Source organism: Rhizobium sp. RCC_161_2 (assembly GCF_041355235.1).
Lineage (GTDB): Bacteria > Pseudomonadota > Alphaproteobacteria > Rhizobiales > Rhizobiaceae > Rhizobium.
Genome location: NZ_JBFUPL010000001.1, coordinates 14,264 through 30,804 on the forward strand (window position 1 = coordinate 14,264; position 16,541 = coordinate 30,804).

A 16,541-nucleotide genomic window follows, 5' to 3' on the forward strand; every position below is an offset into this window, starting at 1 on the left:
CATGGATCATCTGTTTGAAACCTCACCGCCGGAGCGGGCGCCGATCGGCATTGCATCCGGCACCGCCATGACGGTCCTGGGACCGGTCTCGGTCGATGATCTCGGCATCACGCTCATGCACGAGCATATCCTGCTCGACGGCGCGCGGACCTGGAAATGCCCCTGCCATCCCGATGAAAGGCAGATTGCCGAGCAGAAGGTCAATATCGAGATCGTCGGCGAGTTGCGGATGAATCCCTATATGAACCGCGACAATGTCTCGCTGGATGATAGCGATCTGGCGCTGGCCGAGCTGAAGAAATTCCAGTCGCTCGGCGGCCATACGGTCATCGAAGCGACCAATATCGGCATCGGGCGCGATCCGGAAAAGCTCGCGCGTATCTCACGCATGTCCGGCATGAAGATCATCATGGGGACTGGGTTCTATCTGGAACATACCCATCCGGAATGGCTTAAAGGTATGGACCTTGATGCCGTCACGGAGTTCATCGTCAACGACGTCGGCGGTGGTGCCGAACAGCCCGGCATCATGGCCGGCATCATCGGCGAGGTCGGCGTCAGCAAGGATTTTACCGCCGAGGAATTGAAGTCACTGCGCGCCTCTGCCCGCGCGTCCCGCATCACCGGCCTGCCGCTTACGATCCACCTTCCCGGTTGGGAGAGGCTGGCGCATAAGGTGCTCGATGTCGTCGAGGAGGAGGGGGCCGATCTCCGGCACACTGTTCTTTGCCATATGAACCCGAGCCACAACGACCTCGCCTATCAGAAGGGCTTGGCTGAGCGCGGCGCTTTTCTCGAATACGACATGATCGGCATGGACTATTATTATGCCGATCAGGACGCACAATCGCCGTCGGATGAGGAGAATGCTCGTGCCATCCGGTCGCTGGTCGACATGGGCTTTGTAGACCGCTTGCTGCTGTCGCAGGATGTCTTCCTGAAGATCATGCTGACGCGCTATGGCGGCTTTGGCTACGGCTACATCCTCAAGCATTTCGTGCCACGGCTGCTGCGCCATGGTGTCGAGCAGGCGGCCATCGACCGCATGCTCACCGACAATCCGAAATCCGTTTTTTCCGCCGCTTGACCGGCCAAGAAATCTGCATTGCAAGGAGCATACATGTCCAAGAAGAAGATCCTTCTCGCCGGGGAATCCTGGGTATCGACGGCAACCCATATCAAGGGTTTCGATCAGTTTCCGACCGTGACATATCACACCGGCGCCGACGAGCTGCTTGCCGCACTGAAGAACAGTGACTTCGATGTCACCTTCATGCCGGCGCATGAAGCGCAGCGCGATTTCCCGCAGACCATCGAGGCACTGTCGGTCTATGATGCGGTTGTCCTGTCGGACATCGGCGCAAACACGCTGCTGCTACATCCGGATACCTGGATCCATTCGAAGACGACGCCGAACCGGCTGCGCCTGCTGCGCGATTATGTGCGGGGTGGCGGCGGCCTGCTGATGTTCGGCGGCTATTACAGCTTCCAGGGTATCAATGGCGGTGCGCGTTACCGCAAGACGCCGGTCGAGGATGTCCTGCCGGTAGAATGCTTGTCCGTCGATGACCGGGTCGAGGTGCCGGAAGGGTTTGCACCTGTCGTCACTGGCGACGAGAGCCACCCGATCCTGGCGGGGCTCGGCAAGGACTGGCCGGTTCTACTCGGTTTCAACGAAGTTGTCGTCAAGGACGACGCGGAAGTCCTGGCGACTGTTTCCTCCGATTACGGCTCCCTGCCGCTGCTGGTCACGGGGCGCTATGGCAAGGGGCGCACCATTGCCTGGACATCGGATGTCGGGCCACACTGGCTGCCGCAAGACTTCATTGCCTGGAGTGGCTACAAGACGCTGTTCGAACAGATGCTCGCCTTCGCCACCGCCAAGGATTGATGCGCCATGCCGGTCCATGTCGTCGGCAACGTCTGCATCGATACTACATTTCGGGTCGATCGTTTTCCGGTGCCGTGTGAGACACTTAATGCGATAAGCCATGCGGACGGTGTCGGCGGCAAGGGCGCGAACCAGGCCGTTGCCGCCGCGAGGACCGGTGCTGATATCCGGTTTTTTGCCGCACTCGGAACCGATCCCGCCGCTGCCTTCATCAGGGAGCGGCTGAAAGGCGAGTTCGATCTGGGCGGATTGTCGGAAAAGCCGTTGCCAAGCGACAGATCGACGATCGTTGTCAGCCGGGACGGTGAAAATCTGATCGTCAGCGGCGTTGCCTGCGCCGCTGATTTCGACCCCTTGCAGGAGACAGGTCTTGCCGCGTTGATCGCTCGTGGCGACTTTCTGGTCATGCAGGGCAATCTCAGGGCAACGGTCACCGATGTGTGCTTCCGGACTGCGAAGGCTGTGGGTGCAACCATCATTCTCAATCCGAGTCCCTTGTCGGGCGCGGCGCCCGATCTTACGGCGGTTGATATCGTCATCGTCAACCAGAGTGAGGCGTTCGAGATCACCGGCGAGCCTGATCCCGAGCGAGCCGCTCGAGGTCTTCTTCTGCGCGGTGCACGGGCGGCGATCGTCACGCTGGGTGCCGAGGGATGTCTGCTTCTGGAAGGCGATACTGTCGATCTGATCCCCGCGGTCAAGGTGGTCGCGGTCGATACCAGCGGTGCCGGCGACGTCTTTTGCGGATGTCTCGCCGGATGCCTAGTGAAGGGCTGGACGCTCGCGCAATCGGCGCGGCTGGCGGTTGCGGCTGCCGCTTTGGCGGTCGGCCGTCCTGGGACACTGGAAGCCTGCCCGAGCCGGGCGGAGCTATCGAAACTCATGAACACAATGGAGGCGGAAAGCCTATGACACCCTCTCAGAAGCCTGTCGGCCAAGCGTCCGGCGATGCACTTCTCTCGCTCTTCGGCAGGACGAAGGTCGTGATCGGCGTCGTCCATCTGGCACCTCTGCCCGGCGCGCCGCGCTACGACGGCGAGGCGGTTGAAGCGATTTATCAACGCGGCCTCGACGACGCCAAAGCCTATCTGCATGGCGGCTGCGACGGGGTCATCGTCGAAAATCACGGCGATATCCCCTTCTCGAAGCCCGATGATATCGGGCCGGAGACCGCAGCTTATATGTCGGTCGTGTCCGATCGTATCCGCCGGGAACTGGGTCGCCCGATCGGCATCAACGTTCTGGCCAATGCCGCGATTCCCGCCTTGTCCATCGCCAGCGCATCCGGCGCGGGCTTCGTGCGCGTCAACCAATGGGCCAATGCCTATGTCGCCAACGAAGGCTTCATCGAAGGCGAGGCGGCGCGTGCGATGCGCTTTCGCGCCAAATTGCGGGCGAACGGCATCAAGATTTTCGCCGATGCCCATGTCAAGCACGGGGCGCACGCCATCGTCGCCGACAGGCCGGTCGAGGAACAGGTGAAGGATCTGGTCTTCTTCGATGCCGATGCCGTGATCGCCACCGGCCAGCGCACCGGCCATGCCGCCGATCTCGGCTATATCCGCATGATCAAGGAAGCGGCGGGTCTGCCGACGCTTGTCGGCAGCGGCGTCACGCCGGAGAATGCCAATGACATTCTCGATATTGTCGATGGCGTTATCGTCGCAAGTTCGCTCAAACATGATGGTGTCTGGTGGAATGCCGTCGATCTGAAAAGGGTCGAGGCCTTCATCGCCGGATTGCGCCGATGAGAGGCAGGCCTGAGGTCAACGGCGAGCGCTTGCTTCGCCGTTTGAGCGAATTCGCCGAAATCGGCAAGACCGAAGCCGGTGGGGTCAACCGGCAGGCATTAAGCAGCGAAGACCGGGCCGCACGGCGTCTTCTCGCCGATCTCTCAGCGGCGCGTGGCTTCAAGGTGTTTCAGGATGCGATCGCCAATCTCTTCATACGCCGGGAGGGCCGCAATCCGGCGCTGCCGCCGATGCTGATCGGCAGCCATCTCGACAGCCAGCCGACAGGCGGCCGTTTTGACGGCGCACTCGGTACGCTTGCTGCTTTCGAAGTGCTGGAGGCTTTGGAGGATGCGGGCCACGAAACCGAGGCTGCCATCGAAGTCGTTGCCTGGACGAATGAAGAGGGCAGCCGCTTTGCGCCCGGCGTCATGGGATCCATGGCCTTTGTCGGCGCGGCACATCCTGATGATTTTCAGTCTGCGACCGCAAGCGATGGCGCAAATTTCCGGGAGGAACTCGCGGCGACGCTTGCGGCCCTGCCGGAGGCCGAGATGCGCTCGCTCGGCACGCCTATCTCCGCCTATCTCGAACTGCACATCGAGCAGGGGCCTTCGCTTGAGCGTGAAGGTCTGGCAGCCGGTGTCGTCACCGCCGTTCAGGGCACGCGATGGCTGACTGTGACCTTCTCAGGAAGTGCTGGCCATGCCGGCACCACCTCGCTTGCCTATCGGCGTGATCCGATGGTTGCGGCAACTGCGGCGTTGAACCGGTTGCAGATGTCGGTCATGCCGCAGGACGATGATGCACGGCTGACCGTCGGGCGGTTTTCAGTCCATCCGGGTTCGATCAATGCCATTCCGGATCGGGTGACCTTTACCGTTGATATCCGGCATCCGGATGCGGTGACCCTGACGGCCATCGAAGCAAAGGTTCGCGCGGCCTGCGAAGAAGCGGCAGCGTCACAGCGATGCACCGTCAAGATCGCCATATCCTTTGATATGCCGCCCGGTTCGTTCTCAAAACTCATGACGGACCGGATCGAGGCGGCGGCAAAGGCGCTTGAATTGCCCTACAAGCGGATGATTTCCGGCGCATTCCATGATGCCCTGTTCGTCGCCCGGGTGGCGCCTGCCGCGATGATTTTCGTGTCCTGCCGCGACGGTATCAGCCATAACGAGGCCGAATATGTCGAGCCGGCCGATGCCATCAACGGTGCCCGGCTGCTCCTGGAGGCGACGATGGAAAGCGTCAACTAACTGCTTGGCTGGTGACTGGCTCGGGCGATAACCTGCGATCGTGTCGGCGCCCCTGAACGGCCGCCGAACACCTCGCATTTGAGCGCAGCGGCAATCGACGAAAGCCGGATCGAGTCCTTCGGCGTCTTGCCCTCGGCGATGGCAAGGGCAAACGCGCCGTGGAAGATATCGCCGGCCGCAAGCGTATCGACGGCCTTGATGGCGAGGGCAGGCCAGTGCTCGACCTGGCTGCCCTCATCGGCAAACCAGTAGCTGCCGGCAGCGCCGGCGGTCACGCTGACGAAGGCGTGGCTGAACCTTTGCTTCAGCCGCCGGACCATCTCCACGACATCGGTGGTGCCGGCGAGCCGATGTGCGGCCGGTTCGGAAAACACGATATGGCTTGCCGCGGGCGCCAGCCGTTCGATCACCCCGGCGGGTGCAACATCGCCGTCGAGAATGGCAGGCTTACCGGCATCCCTTGCTGCTTGCAGCACCTTCAGCGCAAGCGCCGGCCAGCGGACATCGACCAGCACGGCGTCAACCGTCGCGATATCGTCCGCTGTGACCGCCTTCACCGTCTCATGGAGTTTGGGATCGTAAAAGGGCACGATCAGCCGTTCGCCATCGTCGTCGATTAGGATCGTCGACAGCGCTGACCGCGCTCCCTCGACGCGCAACATGCCATCGGTGATGATACCGTCGGCACTGAGGTCGCGGATAATCCGCTCGCCGGTCTCGTCATCGCCCACCGCGCCCCACAGGCTTGCCTTGCCGCCGAGACGCGCAATCGCATAGGCAGCACTTGACGCCATGCCCTCGGCGATCTGCAACATCTCGTAGGGCAGGACTTTTCCCTGGCCTGAGGGCAGCGTGTGGACGCGAAACAGCGTATCGAGAACGGCGGCACCGACACAGAGGACGTGTCTCGGCGCACCCGCCGGCGGATCGAAGATCGAAGGGGACATCAGAGCCGCTTGCCGCTCGCCTTGTCGAAGAGATGCACGCTGGCCGCATCGATCGCGATGCCGACCGTATCGCCGAAGCGGATGTCGAGCCGTTCGCGGAAGAGGCAGGATATTTCCTGGCCGCTGCAATCGAGCTTGGCGTAAATCTCCGACCCGGTGCCCTCGACAATCTCGACTCGTCCCGAAATACCACCGGACGCCGCGCGGATATGTTCGGGCCGGATGCCGTAGACCAGCGGTCGCCCGCCATATTGCGAGATCGGCAGCCCCTCGGGCAGAGGCAGGATAAGCCCCTTGTCGCTGCGGAACACGCCCTCTTCAATTTTTCCGTCGATAAAATTCATTGCCGGCGAGCCGATGAAGCCGGCGACGAAGAGATTGGCCGGGCGGTCATAAAGGTCGAGCGGCGCACCGATCTGCTCGATCAGGCCGCCATGAAGCACGACGATCTTGTCGGCCATCGTCATCGCCTCGACCTGGTCATGCGTCACATAGATCGTCGTCGTGCCGACGCGCTGATGCATGGATTTGATCTCGGCGCGCATTTGGACGCGGAGCTTCGCATCAAGGTTGGAGAGCGGCTCGTCGAACAGGAAGACCTGGGGATCGCGCACCAGGGCACGACCCATGGCGACACGCTGGCGCTGGCCGCCGGAGAGCTGGCGCGGAAAGCGGTCGAGCAGCGCTTCAAGGCCGAGAATACCGGCCGCCTTCTCCACTTTTGCCGAGATGTCCGAAGGGCTGGCTTTCCTCAACTTCAACGCAAAGCCCAGGTTTTCGGCAACCGTCATATGCGGATAGAGGGCATAGTTCTGGAACACCATGGCGATGTCGCGATCGCGTGCCGGCAGGTTACTGACCTCGCGAGTGCCGATACGGATCTCTCCGTCGCTGACCTCCTCCAGGCCGGCGATCATGCGCAGCAAGGTGGATTTGCCGCAGCCCGACGGGCCGACGAGGACGACGAATTCGCCATCGGCGATATCGACGCTGATATCATGGATGACCTTGACCTGGCCGAAGCGCTTTTGGATGTTCTGTATGTTCACGGGTGCCATGATTGGATCCTGTTCGAAAGGGAGTTCAGCCGCCCTTGACGGCGCCGGCGGTGAGGCCGGCAACGATCTGCTTCTGGGCAAATATTGTAAGAACCAGCACCGGCAGCGTCACGATCAGCGCGGCGGCCGCGAGCGGCCCCCAGCTCACCTGCTCGAAGGACAGCATGTTGTAGACGGCGACCGGAAGGGTGCGCGTCTCGCGGCTGGCGAGCACGATGCCGAAGACGAAATTGTTCCAGGAGAAGATGACCGAGAGGATGAAGGCAACGACGATCCCCGGCTTGGCGATCGGGAGCGCCACCAGCCGGAAGACCTGCCACGGCGTCGCGCCGTCGATGCTGGCAGCCTCTTCCAATTCCATCGGCGTCGTCTCGAAATAGCCGATCATGATCCACACGACGATCGGGACCGTCACGACGAGATGGATGATGATCTGCGGCCAGAGCGTGCCTAAAAGGTTGAGCCACTGGAAGAGCAGGAACAGCGGGATGAGGAAGGAGAGGCCAGGCGTCATGCGGGCAATCATGATGATGACCGCCGATTTCTCCGCCTTCAGCCGCGCAATACCGTAGCCGGCGGGAACGCCGATCAGCAGAGCAAGCAAGGTCGCGGCCCCGGTCACCATGATCGAGTTCCAGAAATAGAGGAAGAAATTGTTTTCTTCGAAAACCTTGACGTAGTTCGACCAGGCGAAGCGGTCAGGAATGAAGATCGGCGGATAGGCACCGTTATCGATCTCGTATTTCAGCGAGAGCGAGATCATCCACAGGAAGAACAGCACCACTGGCGAAATCATCACCAGTGCCACGAAGAGAAGACCGATCTTGTCGAGCGTCTTGCGTTTCATCATCGTGTCTCCGTGTCCGACCAGTTCGCGCGCTGTCTCGCCATCAGGAGGACGAAGGAGAGCGCGACGATGAGGATGAAGAAGACGACCGCCATGGCCGAGCCGTAGCCGATGTCGTAGTAGGAAAAAGCGGTGTTGTAGAGATAGATATTGATCGTCTCGGAGGCCGTTCCCGGCCCGCCCTGCGTCATCGCATAGATGATGTCGAAGCTTTTCACCGCATCGATGCTGCGGATGATGACGGCGATCATCAGGAAGGGCGCGATCATCGGCAGGGTGAGATAACGGAATTTCTGCCAGACATTGGCGCCGTCGATTTCGGCGCTTTCATAAGGCTCGCGCGGGACGGCGGCGAGACCGCCGAGCACGATCAGCATGACGAGCGGTGTCCACTGCCAGGTCTCCACCAGGACCAGCGAGGGGATGACGCTGACCTGATTGTAGATCCACTCCTGCGGGCCGATGCCGACGAAGGACAGGAGATAGTTCAGCACGCCGAGCTGGGGATGAAGCATCATCGTCCAGACGAGCGCGATAGCGACGGGCGTCGCCATCATCGGCATGACGAAAATGCCGCGCAGGAAACCGCGCAACGGGAACTGCGCATCGAAGATCAGGGCGGCAAGGGTCCCTAAGAAAACCGGCGCGATGACGGAAAGGCCCGTATAGAGCACCGTATGCCACAGCGCCTCCCAGAACCGCATGTCGGTCGCCAGACGGGCGTAGTTCGCAAAGCCCGCAAAGCTCTGGGATTGCCCGAGTGTCCAGCTATTCACGCTCATCCACAGGGTGAAGACCCACGGAAAAACGATGACCGCGGCAATGACCACCAGGGCGGGGATGACGAAGGGCCAATAGTTGGGAACAAGCCCTCTTTTGGGCTTGCTCCTCGTTTTGACGGCGGTCGCCGTGGTATTCTCGATGCTCACGGACGCCATCACCCCTCGCTTCGCGCCAACACCGGCTCGAACTGTGCGGTTGCATTCTTCAGCTCGCTTGCCGGATCCGCGCCGCCGATCATGTTGGTGAGCGCCACGCCGTAGATGTCGCGGAACTCGGTAACCGGGATGATGACGGGCAGGCCGAGTGCCGAGACCTTGCCGGAACCGACGACGGCATCCAGCCAGGCCCCAGGCATCTTGACGCCCTCGCGGACTTTCTTGTCTTCAAGGACGGACTGGCGGAACGGCACGCCAGCGCCGGCCTGCAACAGCCGCGCACCCATCTCGTGCGAGATCACCCATTGGCAGAAGAGATAGGCGGCCTCCTTCTTCTGGCTTGCCGCAGTCACGCCGATGCCGTCGCCGAAGGTGGCGGCTGCTTGTCCGGCAGGTCCCTTGGGGATGACGCTATAGCCGACCTGGCCGACGACGCGAGACTTTTCCGGGTTTTCGATCGGCGGCGCAAAGCCGACGCCGTCGAACCACATGCCGATCTTGCCCTGCAGAAAGGCGGATTGGGACTCGGCCCAGTTGAATCCGGAAACGCCGGGAGGGGCTGCCTTGGTCATCAGGCGCTGATAGAGCTTGGCGGCCTCCACTGCTTCCGGCGATGTGGTGCGCAACTTGCCGTCCGCAGACAGCGGCGTTATGCCATAGCCGAGCATGAAGGCGGTCCAGACCGGCGTATTGGCATTCTTCAGGCCGCGGGCAACGAAGCCGTAGGTATTGGTCGATTTGTCCGTCAGCGCTTCAGCGGCCTTGGCCATGTCCTCGAAGGTTTCAGGGTAGGCAAGCCCCTTCTTTTCGAAGAGCGTCTTGTTCCAGTAGACGATCCAGTAATCGACCGAGAAGGGCAGGGAGCGCAGAACGCCATCGGAATCCTTGGCGAATTTCATGCCGGCTTCTGCAAAGTCGCCTTCTGTCAGCGATGGATCCGTCAGGGACGGATCCTTCAGGAAACCGCTGATGTCGGCGAGCCAGCCGCCTTTTTCGAATTGGCGCTTCTGCACATGATAGCTCAGATGCACCACGTCGAAGCTCGGCTTTCCGGAGCTGAGCTCGATCGTCGTCTTCTGACGCTGCTGCTGTTCCGGCGTTGCTTCGGCATTGACCTTGATGCCGGTCAGCGCCTCGAATTCGCTGAGGTACTTGATGATGATTTCGCTGCGCGGGCTTTTGACCAGATTGACTTCCAGCGTCGTTCCGGAAAAGCGCTTCCAGTCCACGGCCGCCGATGCGGTGCGGACACCGAGCAGGCTTGCTGCCCCTAAAGCCGCCGTACCCGCCATGAAATGGCGGCGCGTGGGATTGATGAATGACGATGACATGTTGTTCCTCCTCCTTTGGCCGAAAATCTCCTCATTCGCGGCCTGTTTCATTCAAATCTTCAATGCGCGGTCTCTTGCCCCGTTGATGTGCGAAACGAGAGATGCGACGGCATCTTCCACCGATCGTCTTTGGATCGCCTCAAGCACCTTGATATGTTCGACCATGACCGGTCCGACATGTCCGTTGATCCGGAACCGGTCCTGGCTGATCAGCCGCATCTTGATCGAATTGACGCGATAGGCATTCGAAATGATGGTGTTGCCGAGTGCATCGATAAAGGCATCATGCATGCCCCAATCGACCGATTGCGCATGGAGTTCGAGCTCTTGTGACGTATCGCCGGCCTGGATGGCATCGGCAATATCGCGGTGCTGCTTCAGGAGCCCGGCAATGGTTTCGTCCGAAGCCGAACGGGTAAAGAGCGCAACGGCTTCCTTCTCCAGAAAAATGCGGAGCTGAAATGCCTCGCGGATAAGGTCGAGATCGATATGGGCAATTTGCAGGCCACGCTGCGGGACAGTCTTGATCAGACCTTCGGCCTCCAGCCGCGGGATCAGCTCGCGGATAGCGCCGAGCGGCAGGCCGGTCAGCTCCACGAGCCTGCGCTGCGAGACGAATTCGCCCGGCCGGACATCACGGGCAAGCAGATGCTGGGTAAAGCTTGCATAGGCTTTTTCCCGCAATGTCGGCTGCTCGTTCATGCCGTCCATTCGTCCCCCTCCCTGTCCGGTTTGCCTAAGCGGCTTTGGATCTGAAAAGCGCATTGAATGCGCCGGCCAGATGATTCCGTCCTTCGCCGGATATTGAAACCAGCGGCGGGCGAACTGCAAGCCAGATTTCGTCTCCGGAGAGTTGCGCCACCATGACCTTGACTGCCGCCGTCACCGGATATTTCAGCAATTCCAGGACAAAATCCTCGACGCGAGGATCATCCTTGCCGTCTTCGGCCATGAGCCGGACTTCATGGGGCACGAAATTCGCCATCCCCGAAATCGCGCCCTGACCTCCCAGCCGAACGCCTTTGGCCAGATGGCGCTCATCACCGATCAGGATGATGAGGTCGCTATGCGCCTTCAGAAGCGCCTCCGTGTAAGGCCAATCGCCGGAGGAATCCTTGACGCCGGTGACAACGCCGGGGAAGGCGCTGCGCAGCCGGCCGATCAGCGCCACGGAGAGCGGCACCATGGTGATGGAGGGGATATTGTAGACGATGATGTCGCGCGCTTTGTTTCCGAGCCGCGCAAAGACTGCCGAAAACCAGCGAAACAGGCCTTCGTCGCTAACATTCTTGAAGTAGAAGGGCGGTGCCAGCAGGATATTGCGCACGCCCCTGGAAAGCGCCGATCCGGCTTGGGCGGCGGCATCCTCGACGGAATCCGCCATGACGCCGACGATGATGCGGTTTGCTGCGATCCCCAAATTCAGGAAGCCGTCGAGCACCTCTTCACGCTCCTGCGTGCCGATCGAGGATCCTTCGCCGGTGGTGCCGAAAAGCGTGACGCTGGAACATCCAGATGTAAGGCTCAGCCTGGCCTGCTTGATCATCGGGTCGATGGCGATATCGCCGTTGCCGTCGAAGGGTGTGGTGAGCGCGGCTGATAGGCCAAATTTCTGCGACAAGTTCCATTCCTCCCAGATGTGTTGTCAGTACATACAGACTAACATGTTAGTTGTATAGCCTGAATCTCATGTCCGCGCCGAAGCGTGAAAAAATCTCGCGGAGAAAGCCTGTCTGGGCAGGGTCTGGCGTGATCCTGCACCTTGATGACGGGCCGGTTGATGCTACGATGCCCCGAAATCGTAGCCGGCGGCATCGTCTCCCAAACCCTGCAAATGCCGCTTTTCCACAGCCAGGAATGCCCAAATGCCAAAGCCCACCAACGATCAGATCGAAGCCGTGCTTTCTCATGTCGATCAGACAATGGATCAGAGCCTGCAACGGCTGTTCGATCTCATCCGCATCCCCAGCGTCTCCACCGATCCCGCTTACCGGGATGATTGCCGCCGGGCCGCCGAATGGCTTTCAAGCGATCTGGCCACGATTGGCTTCGATGCATCGGTACGTGACACCAGCGGCCATCCGATGGTCGTCGGCCATGAAAAACGGGCCGGCGGGCCGCATGTTCTCTTCTATGGCCATTATGACGTCCAGCCGGTCGATCCGCTGCCGCTTTGGACGACCGACCCTTTCGAACCGGTGCTGCAGCCGCTGGAAAATGGAGACACGGCAATCGTCGCGCGCGGCGCCTCCGACGACAAGGGACAGCTGATGACCTTCGTCGAGGCCTGCCGCGCGTGGAAATCCGTGACCGGAACGCTGCCGATTAAGGTCAGCATCCTCTTCGAAGGGGAGGAAGAGGCCGGCAGCCCGAGCCTTGCTCCGTTTCTGGATAAAACCGCGTCCGAACTTGCCGCCGATACGGTGCTGGTCTGCGATACCGACATGTGGGACCGCGATACGCCGGCTGTGACGACGATGCTTCGCGGCATCGTCAGTCAGGAAATCGAAATCATCTGCGCCGATCGCGATCTTCATTCGGGCATGTTCGGCAATGCCGCGCGCAATGCGCTACAGGTGCTGTCGGAGATCGTTGCCAGCCTGCGCACGCCGGATGGCGGCGTGGCGATTACCGGCTTTTATGATGGCGTCCGGGAATTGCCCGAGGCCGTCAAGGCGCAGTGGAAAAGCCTGCCCTTCGATGAGGATGGCTTCCTGCGCGACGTCGGCCTTTCGATCCCCGCAGGAGAGAAGGACCGCTCGATCCTCGAGCAGGTCTGGGCTCGGCCGAGTTGCGAGATCAACGGCATGAGCGGCGGCTATACCGGTGACGGCTTCAAGACGGTCATCCCGGCAAAAGCGAATGCCAAGATTTCTTTCCGCCTGGTCGAGGGCCAGGATCCGGTTGCCATCCGCGACGCATTCCAGGCCCATGTCCGGGCGCGTGTTCCAGCTGACTGCTCGGTCAGCTTCAAGGAATATGGGTTGTCGCCCGCCACCACCATGCCACTCGACAGCCCGTTTTTGCGCAAGACGCTGGAAGCGCTCACCGTCGAATGGCAGCGCAAGGCAGCCCTTGCCGGTACCGGCGGTTCCATCCCGATCGTCGGTGAGTTCAGGCGTCACCTCGGCTGCGATGCTCTTTTGGTGGGGTTCGCCCGCTTCGACAATCGAGTTCACAGCCCGAACGAGAAATACGACCTTTCGAGCTTTCATAAGGGCATTCGGTCCTGGGTCCGCATCCTCGCTTCCTTTTGCGAGATCGAACAAGCGGCGTCTTGATCTCGAGGGCGTGGCTTACGCCTTCCTGAAAATTGACAGAGTGCGACCGACGGATTTTTGTCGGTCAGCCGTTAAAGCCGAAATGCGTCCATTCGCTTTTGAAGGAAAAGACCGGCCTGTCGGAGATATCGCAAGCATATGGCGTGAGGTCGCCGGATTTGATCGATGGGCTCGAAGCCCTTGTCATCGGCGAGGAGCAGGCGTGCTATGGGGACGTCGCGCGAAACTCGGATGGCGGCGATTGGCAATGAACGAGGATCGCTCACCCAAAAACGGTGATCCGGACGAGGATCTGCTTGGCCGCGTCGCGGCCGGTGATGTCAAGGCAACCCGCGCCCTGATATCGCGGCAGTTGCCGCGCATTCTGGCTGTCGCGACACGCGTGCTCGGTGACGCCAATGAGGCCGAGGATGTGGCGCAGGAAACATTCCTGCGTGTCTGGCGCAACGCCGGCGGCTGGCGGCAGCGCAATGCGCGCTTCAGCACCTGGATCCACCGCGTCGCGATCAATCTCTGCTATGACCGCCTGCGCCGCCGCAAGCATGTGCTCGCCGAGGATCCGCCCGATGTCCCCTATGAGGGTCCCGCGCCGGATGCTGGCCTGTTGAGCGAAGACGATCCGGGCAAGCGCGTGGAACGGGCCATGCAGATGATCGCGCCGCGCCAGCGGGAGGCGATCATTCTGGTTTACTATCAGGCGATGTCGAACGCGGAGGCGGCCGGGATCATGGAGATCAGCGTGGACGCATTGGAAAGCCTGCTCGCGCGCGGAAGGCGCTCGCTGCAAACGCTGTTGTTGAAGGAGCGGATCGATGACTGAATATGTCGAGACGGCCATGAGTGCCGACCGATTTGTCGCCCTGGCTGCGGCATATGGCGGTACGATCGATCGGTGGCCAGAAGAGGAGCGAGCCTCGGCCGAGACGTTCGCAAAGATGCCTGCCGGAGTATCCGCACTCGCGGCCGCCGGCGGGCTGGACCACCTGCTCGACGCCTATGCGCTGAAGGCCAGGAATGACGGTCTCGGGGATCGGATTCTCACGCGATTTGCTCGCCGGTCCCGGATGCGCAAATGGTTTCGCTTTTCCTCCGCCGGTATCGGTCTCGTTGGCGTGGGTATTGCCGGCGCGCTGGCGGGAAGCATTGCCATCGCGGTTCTGGCACCAAGCGTAACTTCCGACACGACGATCGCCACGGACCAAACCATCACGGTTTTCGGTGATATCGGAACCGACGTGAATACTGCACAGGACACGCAATGACAGAACGCTGCTTTCGGATATTCGTCCTATCTCTATTGGTGCTGAACACCTTCCTGATCGGCGCTTTGGCGGGTGGGGGACTGACGTGGATCAGCAGCACGCAGACCCACGTCGAGACGCTGCCGCTGGCCGGTGAGCAGCTTCCTTCCGGGCAGAAAAAAGCCTTCCGCCAGGCGCTCAGTGATGCGCGCAAGACGGAGCGGCCAAGTGTCCTGGAGTCTCAGCAGGCGAAAATAGATGCGGCCTCCCTTCTGGGGCAGCCGACCCTCGATGCCGAGGCGCTGTCTGCGGCACTGGCGAGAGCCCGCAACGCCGATATGGCCTTGCGCGCGAAGCTCGAGCAGCGTGCCGTCGATTTTGCCGCCACGCTATCTTATGACGAGCGCCGTGCGCTCGCGGAAAGCCTGATCCGCCGCAGCGTCCCGAAACCCGCTGCCGCAAAATGATCACATTTGCCGGCCGACGGATCGGCCGGTTGCCTGCGTTTAAACGGATAGTTGACGCAGGAGTTGGTAAGGACATGACGCAACCGTCAAATGACGTTCATGCCGCAATCGCCCTTTCGCGCTTTGGGCTCGGCGCCGACAGCAATGGCGTCGCCGCCATAGCGTCTGACCCACGCGGCGCGTTGCGGGAAGAGATCACCGAACGTTTCGTGCCGGTGCCTGTGGGCGTCGAGCTGAAACCCACCGCCGATCTTCTTGTGGCTCTCTATGATTTTCAGGAGCAGCGTAAACAAGCAAGGGAACAGCCGGTCGCAGTCGCCGCGACGCCGATGACGGCCAACCAGGGTCCGCAACCGTCAAGGTCTGGTGGCGACATGAAAGCCGGCCAACCGTCGGCTCTGCCAAAAGCCATGGGTCCACCGCCACCTGCCGCGCCCTATCTTCCGCAACAGGTTTTCCTGGCCGAGGTCGAGGCACGCTTCAACGGTACCATCCATGAGCCGCTGATCGGCTTTGGCGAGCGCCTGGCAATGTTTTGGGCAAACCATTTCGCGGTTTCGACGTCGAGTGGGGAGGAAGTCCATATTCTTGCTGGAGCATTCGAACGGGAAGCCATCCGGCCGCATGTCTTCGGACGCTTCTCCGACATGCTACTGGCTGTCGAGACCCATCCCGCCATGCTGACCTTCCTTGACAATAGACAGTCGATCGGACCGGATTCCAAGGCGAATGCAAAGGGAAAGCGCGGGTTGAACGAAAATCTCGCCCGCGAGACGCTCGAACTTCACACGCTCGGTGTGGACGGCGGTTACACGCAGGCCGACGTCACCACGCTTGCGAGGATCATCACCGGCTGGACGGTTGTGCGCGGTCAATCGCCATTGGGTCCTTCAGGCACCTTTGCCTTCAATGCCAATGCCCACGAGCCGGGCGACCAGACGCTTCTGGGGCTTACCTATGCCGACCATGGCTTCGGTCAGGGCAGGGAGGCGTTGCATGACCTCTCGCGCCATCCGGCGACGGCCAGGCATATCGCCGTGAAACTCGTTCGCCACTTCGTTTCGGACGCGCCGCGGCCGGCGCTCGTTCAAAAGCTTTCCGCGACATTCACCAAGACCGACGGCGATCTCTCAGCGGTCTATCTAGCGCTGCTAGGGTCCGACGACGCTTGGGACCCGAAACTGGCCAAGATCCGGTCGCCGCTCGAATACGTCATCGCGCTTTTGCGCGCCAGCGGCGAGAAGCCGAAACCCAATGTCATCGTCGGTGCCCTGGCCGCCATGGGCCAGCCGTTCTGGGCGCCGTCCGGACCGAATGGGTTTCCCGACACGGTCGACGCCTGGGCGTCCGGCCAGGGGCTCAGCACCCGAATGGATGTCGCCAACACGATTGCCAACGCGGCGTCCCCGCAGGTCGATCCCCGTCGCTTTGTCTCCGACAGCCTCGGACCGCTTCTTTCCGACGAAACCTTGCGGGCTGTGTCGCGTGCGGAAACCCGCAGCCAGGGTCTTGCGATTGCCTATCTTTCCCCCGAATTTCAGAGGCGCTGAT

At 61.1% G+C, this 16,541-nt stretch carries 17 protein-coding genes; 10 read left to right on the forward strand and 7 right to left on the reverse strand.

Going from position 1 to position 16,541, the window contains the following annotated elements; translation table 11 throughout:
- The first annotated feature begins 1 nt into the window (after nt 1).
- Genes AB6803_RS00060 through AB6803_RS00080 form a run of 5 tightly spaced genes read left to right on the forward strand, consistent with a single transcriptional unit; the run spans nt 2 to nt 4,880 of the window.
- Nucleotides 2-1,087 carry a phosphotriesterase gene (locus AB6803_RS00060; RefSeq protein WP_371106937.1) on the forward strand — a complete coding sequence of 362 codons (1,086 nt, stop codon included), beginning with the start codon at nt 2-4 and terminating at the stop codon, nt 1,085-1,087.
- A gap of 33 nt (nt 1,088-1,120) precedes the next feature.
- Nucleotides 1,121-1,891 (forward strand): glutamine amidotransferase, encoded by a 771-nt coding sequence (locus tag AB6803_RS00065; RefSeq protein WP_371106938.1) that lies wholly within the window; start codon nt 1,121-1,123, stop codon nt 1,889-1,891.
- Between the two features lie 6 nt (nt 1,892-1,897).
- Nucleotides 1,898-2,803, forward strand: a complete 906-nt coding sequence (locus AB6803_RS00070) for a ribokinase (protein ID WP_371106939.1) — start codon at nt 1,898-1,900, stop codon at nt 2,801-2,803.
- Nucleotides 2,800-3,642: a BtpA/SgcQ family protein gene (locus tag AB6803_RS00075; protein ID WP_015918018.1), complete on the forward strand. Its 843-nt coding sequence runs from the start codon at nt 2,800-2,802 to the stop codon at nt 3,640-3,642. Before AB6803_RS00070 ends, AB6803_RS00075 begins: the two co-directional genes overlap by 4 nt.
- The gene (locus AB6803_RS00080; RefSeq protein WP_371106940.1) at nt 3,639-4,880 is read left to right on the forward strand and encodes a Zn-dependent hydrolase; all 1,242 of its coding nucleotides are present in this window, start codon (nt 3,639-3,641) and stop codon (nt 4,878-4,880) included. Before AB6803_RS00075 ends, AB6803_RS00080 begins: the two co-directional genes overlap by 4 nt.
- On the opposite strand, the gene AB6803_RS00085 is transcribed toward AB6803_RS00080, so the two are convergent.
- Genes AB6803_RS00085 through AB6803_RS00115 form a run of 7 tightly spaced genes read right to left on the reverse strand, consistent with a single transcriptional unit; the run spans nt 4,877 to nt 11,622 of the window.
- Nucleotides 4,877-5,827: a sugar kinase gene (locus tag AB6803_RS00085; RefSeq protein ID WP_371106941.1), complete on the reverse strand. Its 951-nt coding sequence runs from the start codon at nt 5,825-5,827 to the stop codon at nt 4,877-4,879. The two genes, AB6803_RS00080 and AB6803_RS00085, sit on opposite strands and share 4 nt — an antisense overlap.
- Nucleotides 5,827-6,885: an ABC transporter ATP-binding protein gene (locus AB6803_RS00090; protein ID WP_371106942.1), complete on the reverse strand. Its 1,059-nt coding sequence runs from the start codon at nt 6,883-6,885 to the stop codon at nt 5,827-5,829. Before AB6803_RS00090 ends, AB6803_RS00085 begins: the two co-directional genes overlap by 1 nt.
- Nucleotides 6,886-6,910: 25 nt before the next feature.
- Nucleotides 6,911-7,732: a carbohydrate ABC transporter permease gene (locus AB6803_RS00095; protein ID WP_371107674.1), complete on the reverse strand. Its 822-nt coding sequence runs from the start codon at nt 7,730-7,732 to the stop codon at nt 6,911-6,913.
- Nucleotides 7,732-8,670: a carbohydrate ABC transporter permease gene (locus AB6803_RS00100; RefSeq protein WP_371106943.1), complete on the reverse strand. Its 939-nt coding sequence runs from the start codon at nt 8,668-8,670 to the stop codon at nt 7,732-7,734. Before AB6803_RS00100 ends, AB6803_RS00095 begins: the two co-directional genes overlap by 1 nt.
- A complete protein-coding gene (locus AB6803_RS00105) occupies nt 8,670-10,001 on the reverse strand; it encodes an ABC transporter substrate-binding protein (protein WP_371106944.1) in 1,332 nt (443 codons plus the stop codon). The genes AB6803_RS00100 and AB6803_RS00105 overlap by 1 nt, the downstream gene beginning before the upstream one ends.
- A 51-nt stretch (nt 10,002-10,052) precedes the next feature.
- Entirely contained in the window at nt 10,053-10,712 is a 660-nt protein-coding gene (locus AB6803_RS00110; RefSeq protein ID WP_371106945.1) for a GntR family transcriptional regulator, read from the reverse strand.
- 25 nt (nt 10,713-10,737) lie between these two features.
- Complete coding sequence (locus AB6803_RS00115) at nt 10,738-11,622, reverse strand: dihydrodipicolinate synthase family protein (RefSeq protein ID WP_371106946.1); 885 nt, start codon at nt 11,620-11,622, stop codon at nt 10,738-10,740.
- Between the two features lie 244 nt (nt 11,623-11,866).
- Here AB6803_RS00115 and AB6803_RS00120 point away from each other — a divergent pair, with 244 nt between their 5' ends.
- The 5 genes from AB6803_RS00120 (at nt 11,867) to AB6803_RS00140 (ending at nt 16,540) form a co-directional block, all read left to right on the forward strand.
- Complete coding sequence (locus AB6803_RS00120; RefSeq protein ID WP_371106947.1) at nt 11,867-13,282, forward strand: dipeptidase; 1,416 nt, start codon at nt 11,867-11,869, stop codon at nt 13,280-13,282.
- A gap of 241 nt (nt 13,283-13,523) precedes the next feature.
- Nucleotides 13,524-14,102, forward strand: coding sequence for an RNA polymerase sigma factor (locus AB6803_RS00125; RefSeq protein ID WP_371106948.1), 579 nt, complete (start codon nt 13,524-13,526; stop codon nt 14,100-14,102).
- Nucleotides 14,095-14,544 carry a hypothetical protein gene (locus AB6803_RS00130; RefSeq protein ID WP_371106949.1) on the forward strand — a complete coding sequence of 150 codons (450 nt, stop codon included), beginning with the start codon at nt 14,095-14,097 and terminating at the stop codon, nt 14,542-14,544. Before AB6803_RS00125 ends, AB6803_RS00130 begins: the two co-directional genes overlap by 8 nt.
- Complete coding sequence (locus AB6803_RS00135; protein ID WP_371106950.1) at nt 14,541-14,990, forward strand: periplasmic heavy metal sensor; 450 nt, start codon at nt 14,541-14,543, stop codon at nt 14,988-14,990. Before AB6803_RS00130 ends, AB6803_RS00135 begins: the two co-directional genes overlap by 4 nt.
- 74 nt (nt 14,991-15,064) lie before the next feature.
- Nucleotides 15,065-16,540: a DUF1800 family protein gene (locus AB6803_RS00140; protein WP_371106951.1), complete on the forward strand. Its 1,476-nt coding sequence runs from the start codon at nt 15,065-15,067 to the stop codon at nt 16,538-16,540.
- Nucleotide 16,541: the final 1 nt, after the last annotated feature.

Coding starts and splice junctions, on each gene's coding strand:
- AB6803_RS00085 (WP_371106941.1), bottom strand. CDS start 5,827: ATGTCCCCTTCGATCTTCGATCCGCCGGCGGGTGCGCCGAGACACGTC.
- AB6803_RS00060 (WP_371106937.1), top strand. CDS start 2: ATGGATCATCTGTTTGAAACCTCACCGCCGGAGCGGGCGCCGATCGGC.
- AB6803_RS00105 (WP_371106944.1), bottom strand. CDS start 10,001: ATGTCATCGTCATTCATCAATCCCACGCGCCGCCATTTCATGGCGGGT.
- AB6803_RS00120 (WP_371106947.1), top strand. CDS start 11,867: ATGCCAAAGCCCACCAACGATCAGATCGAAGCCGTGCTTTCTCATGTC.
- AB6803_RS00070 (WP_371106939.1), top strand. CDS start 1,898: ATGCCGGTCCATGTCGTCGGCAACGTCTGCATCGATACTACATTTCGG.
- AB6803_RS00140 (WP_371106951.1), top strand. CDS start 15,065: ATGACGCAACCGTCAAATGACGTTCATGCCGCAATCGCCCTTTCGCGC.
- AB6803_RS00065 (WP_371106938.1), top strand. CDS start 1,121: ATGTCCAAGAAGAAGATCCTTCTCGCCGGGGAATCCTGGGTATCGACG.
- AB6803_RS00100 (WP_371106943.1), bottom strand. CDS start 8,670: ATGGCGTCCGTGAGCATCGAGAATACCACGGCGACCGCCGTCAAAACG.
- AB6803_RS00110 (WP_371106945.1), bottom strand. CDS start 10,712: ATGGACGGCATGAACGAGCAGCCGACATTGCGGGAAAAAGCCTATGCA.
- AB6803_RS00095 (WP_371107674.1), bottom strand. CDS start 7,732: ATGAAACGCAAGACGCTCGACAAGATCGGTCTTCTCTTCGTGGCACTG.
- AB6803_RS00130 (WP_371106949.1), top strand. CDS start 14,095: ATGACTGAATATGTCGAGACGGCCATGAGTGCCGACCGATTTGTCGCC.
- AB6803_RS00090 (WP_371106942.1), bottom strand. CDS start 6,885: ATGGCACCCGTGAACATACAGAACATCCAAAAGCGCTTCGGCCAGGTC.
- AB6803_RS00135 (WP_371106950.1), top strand. CDS start 14,541: ATGACAGAACGCTGCTTTCGGATATTCGTCCTATCTCTATTGGTGCTG.
- AB6803_RS00075 (WP_015918018.1), top strand. CDS start 2,800: ATGACACCCTCTCAGAAGCCTGTCGGCCAAGCGTCCGGCGATGCACTT.
- AB6803_RS00080 (WP_371106940.1), top strand. CDS start 3,639: ATGAGAGGCAGGCCTGAGGTCAACGGCGAGCGCTTGCTTCGCCGTTTG.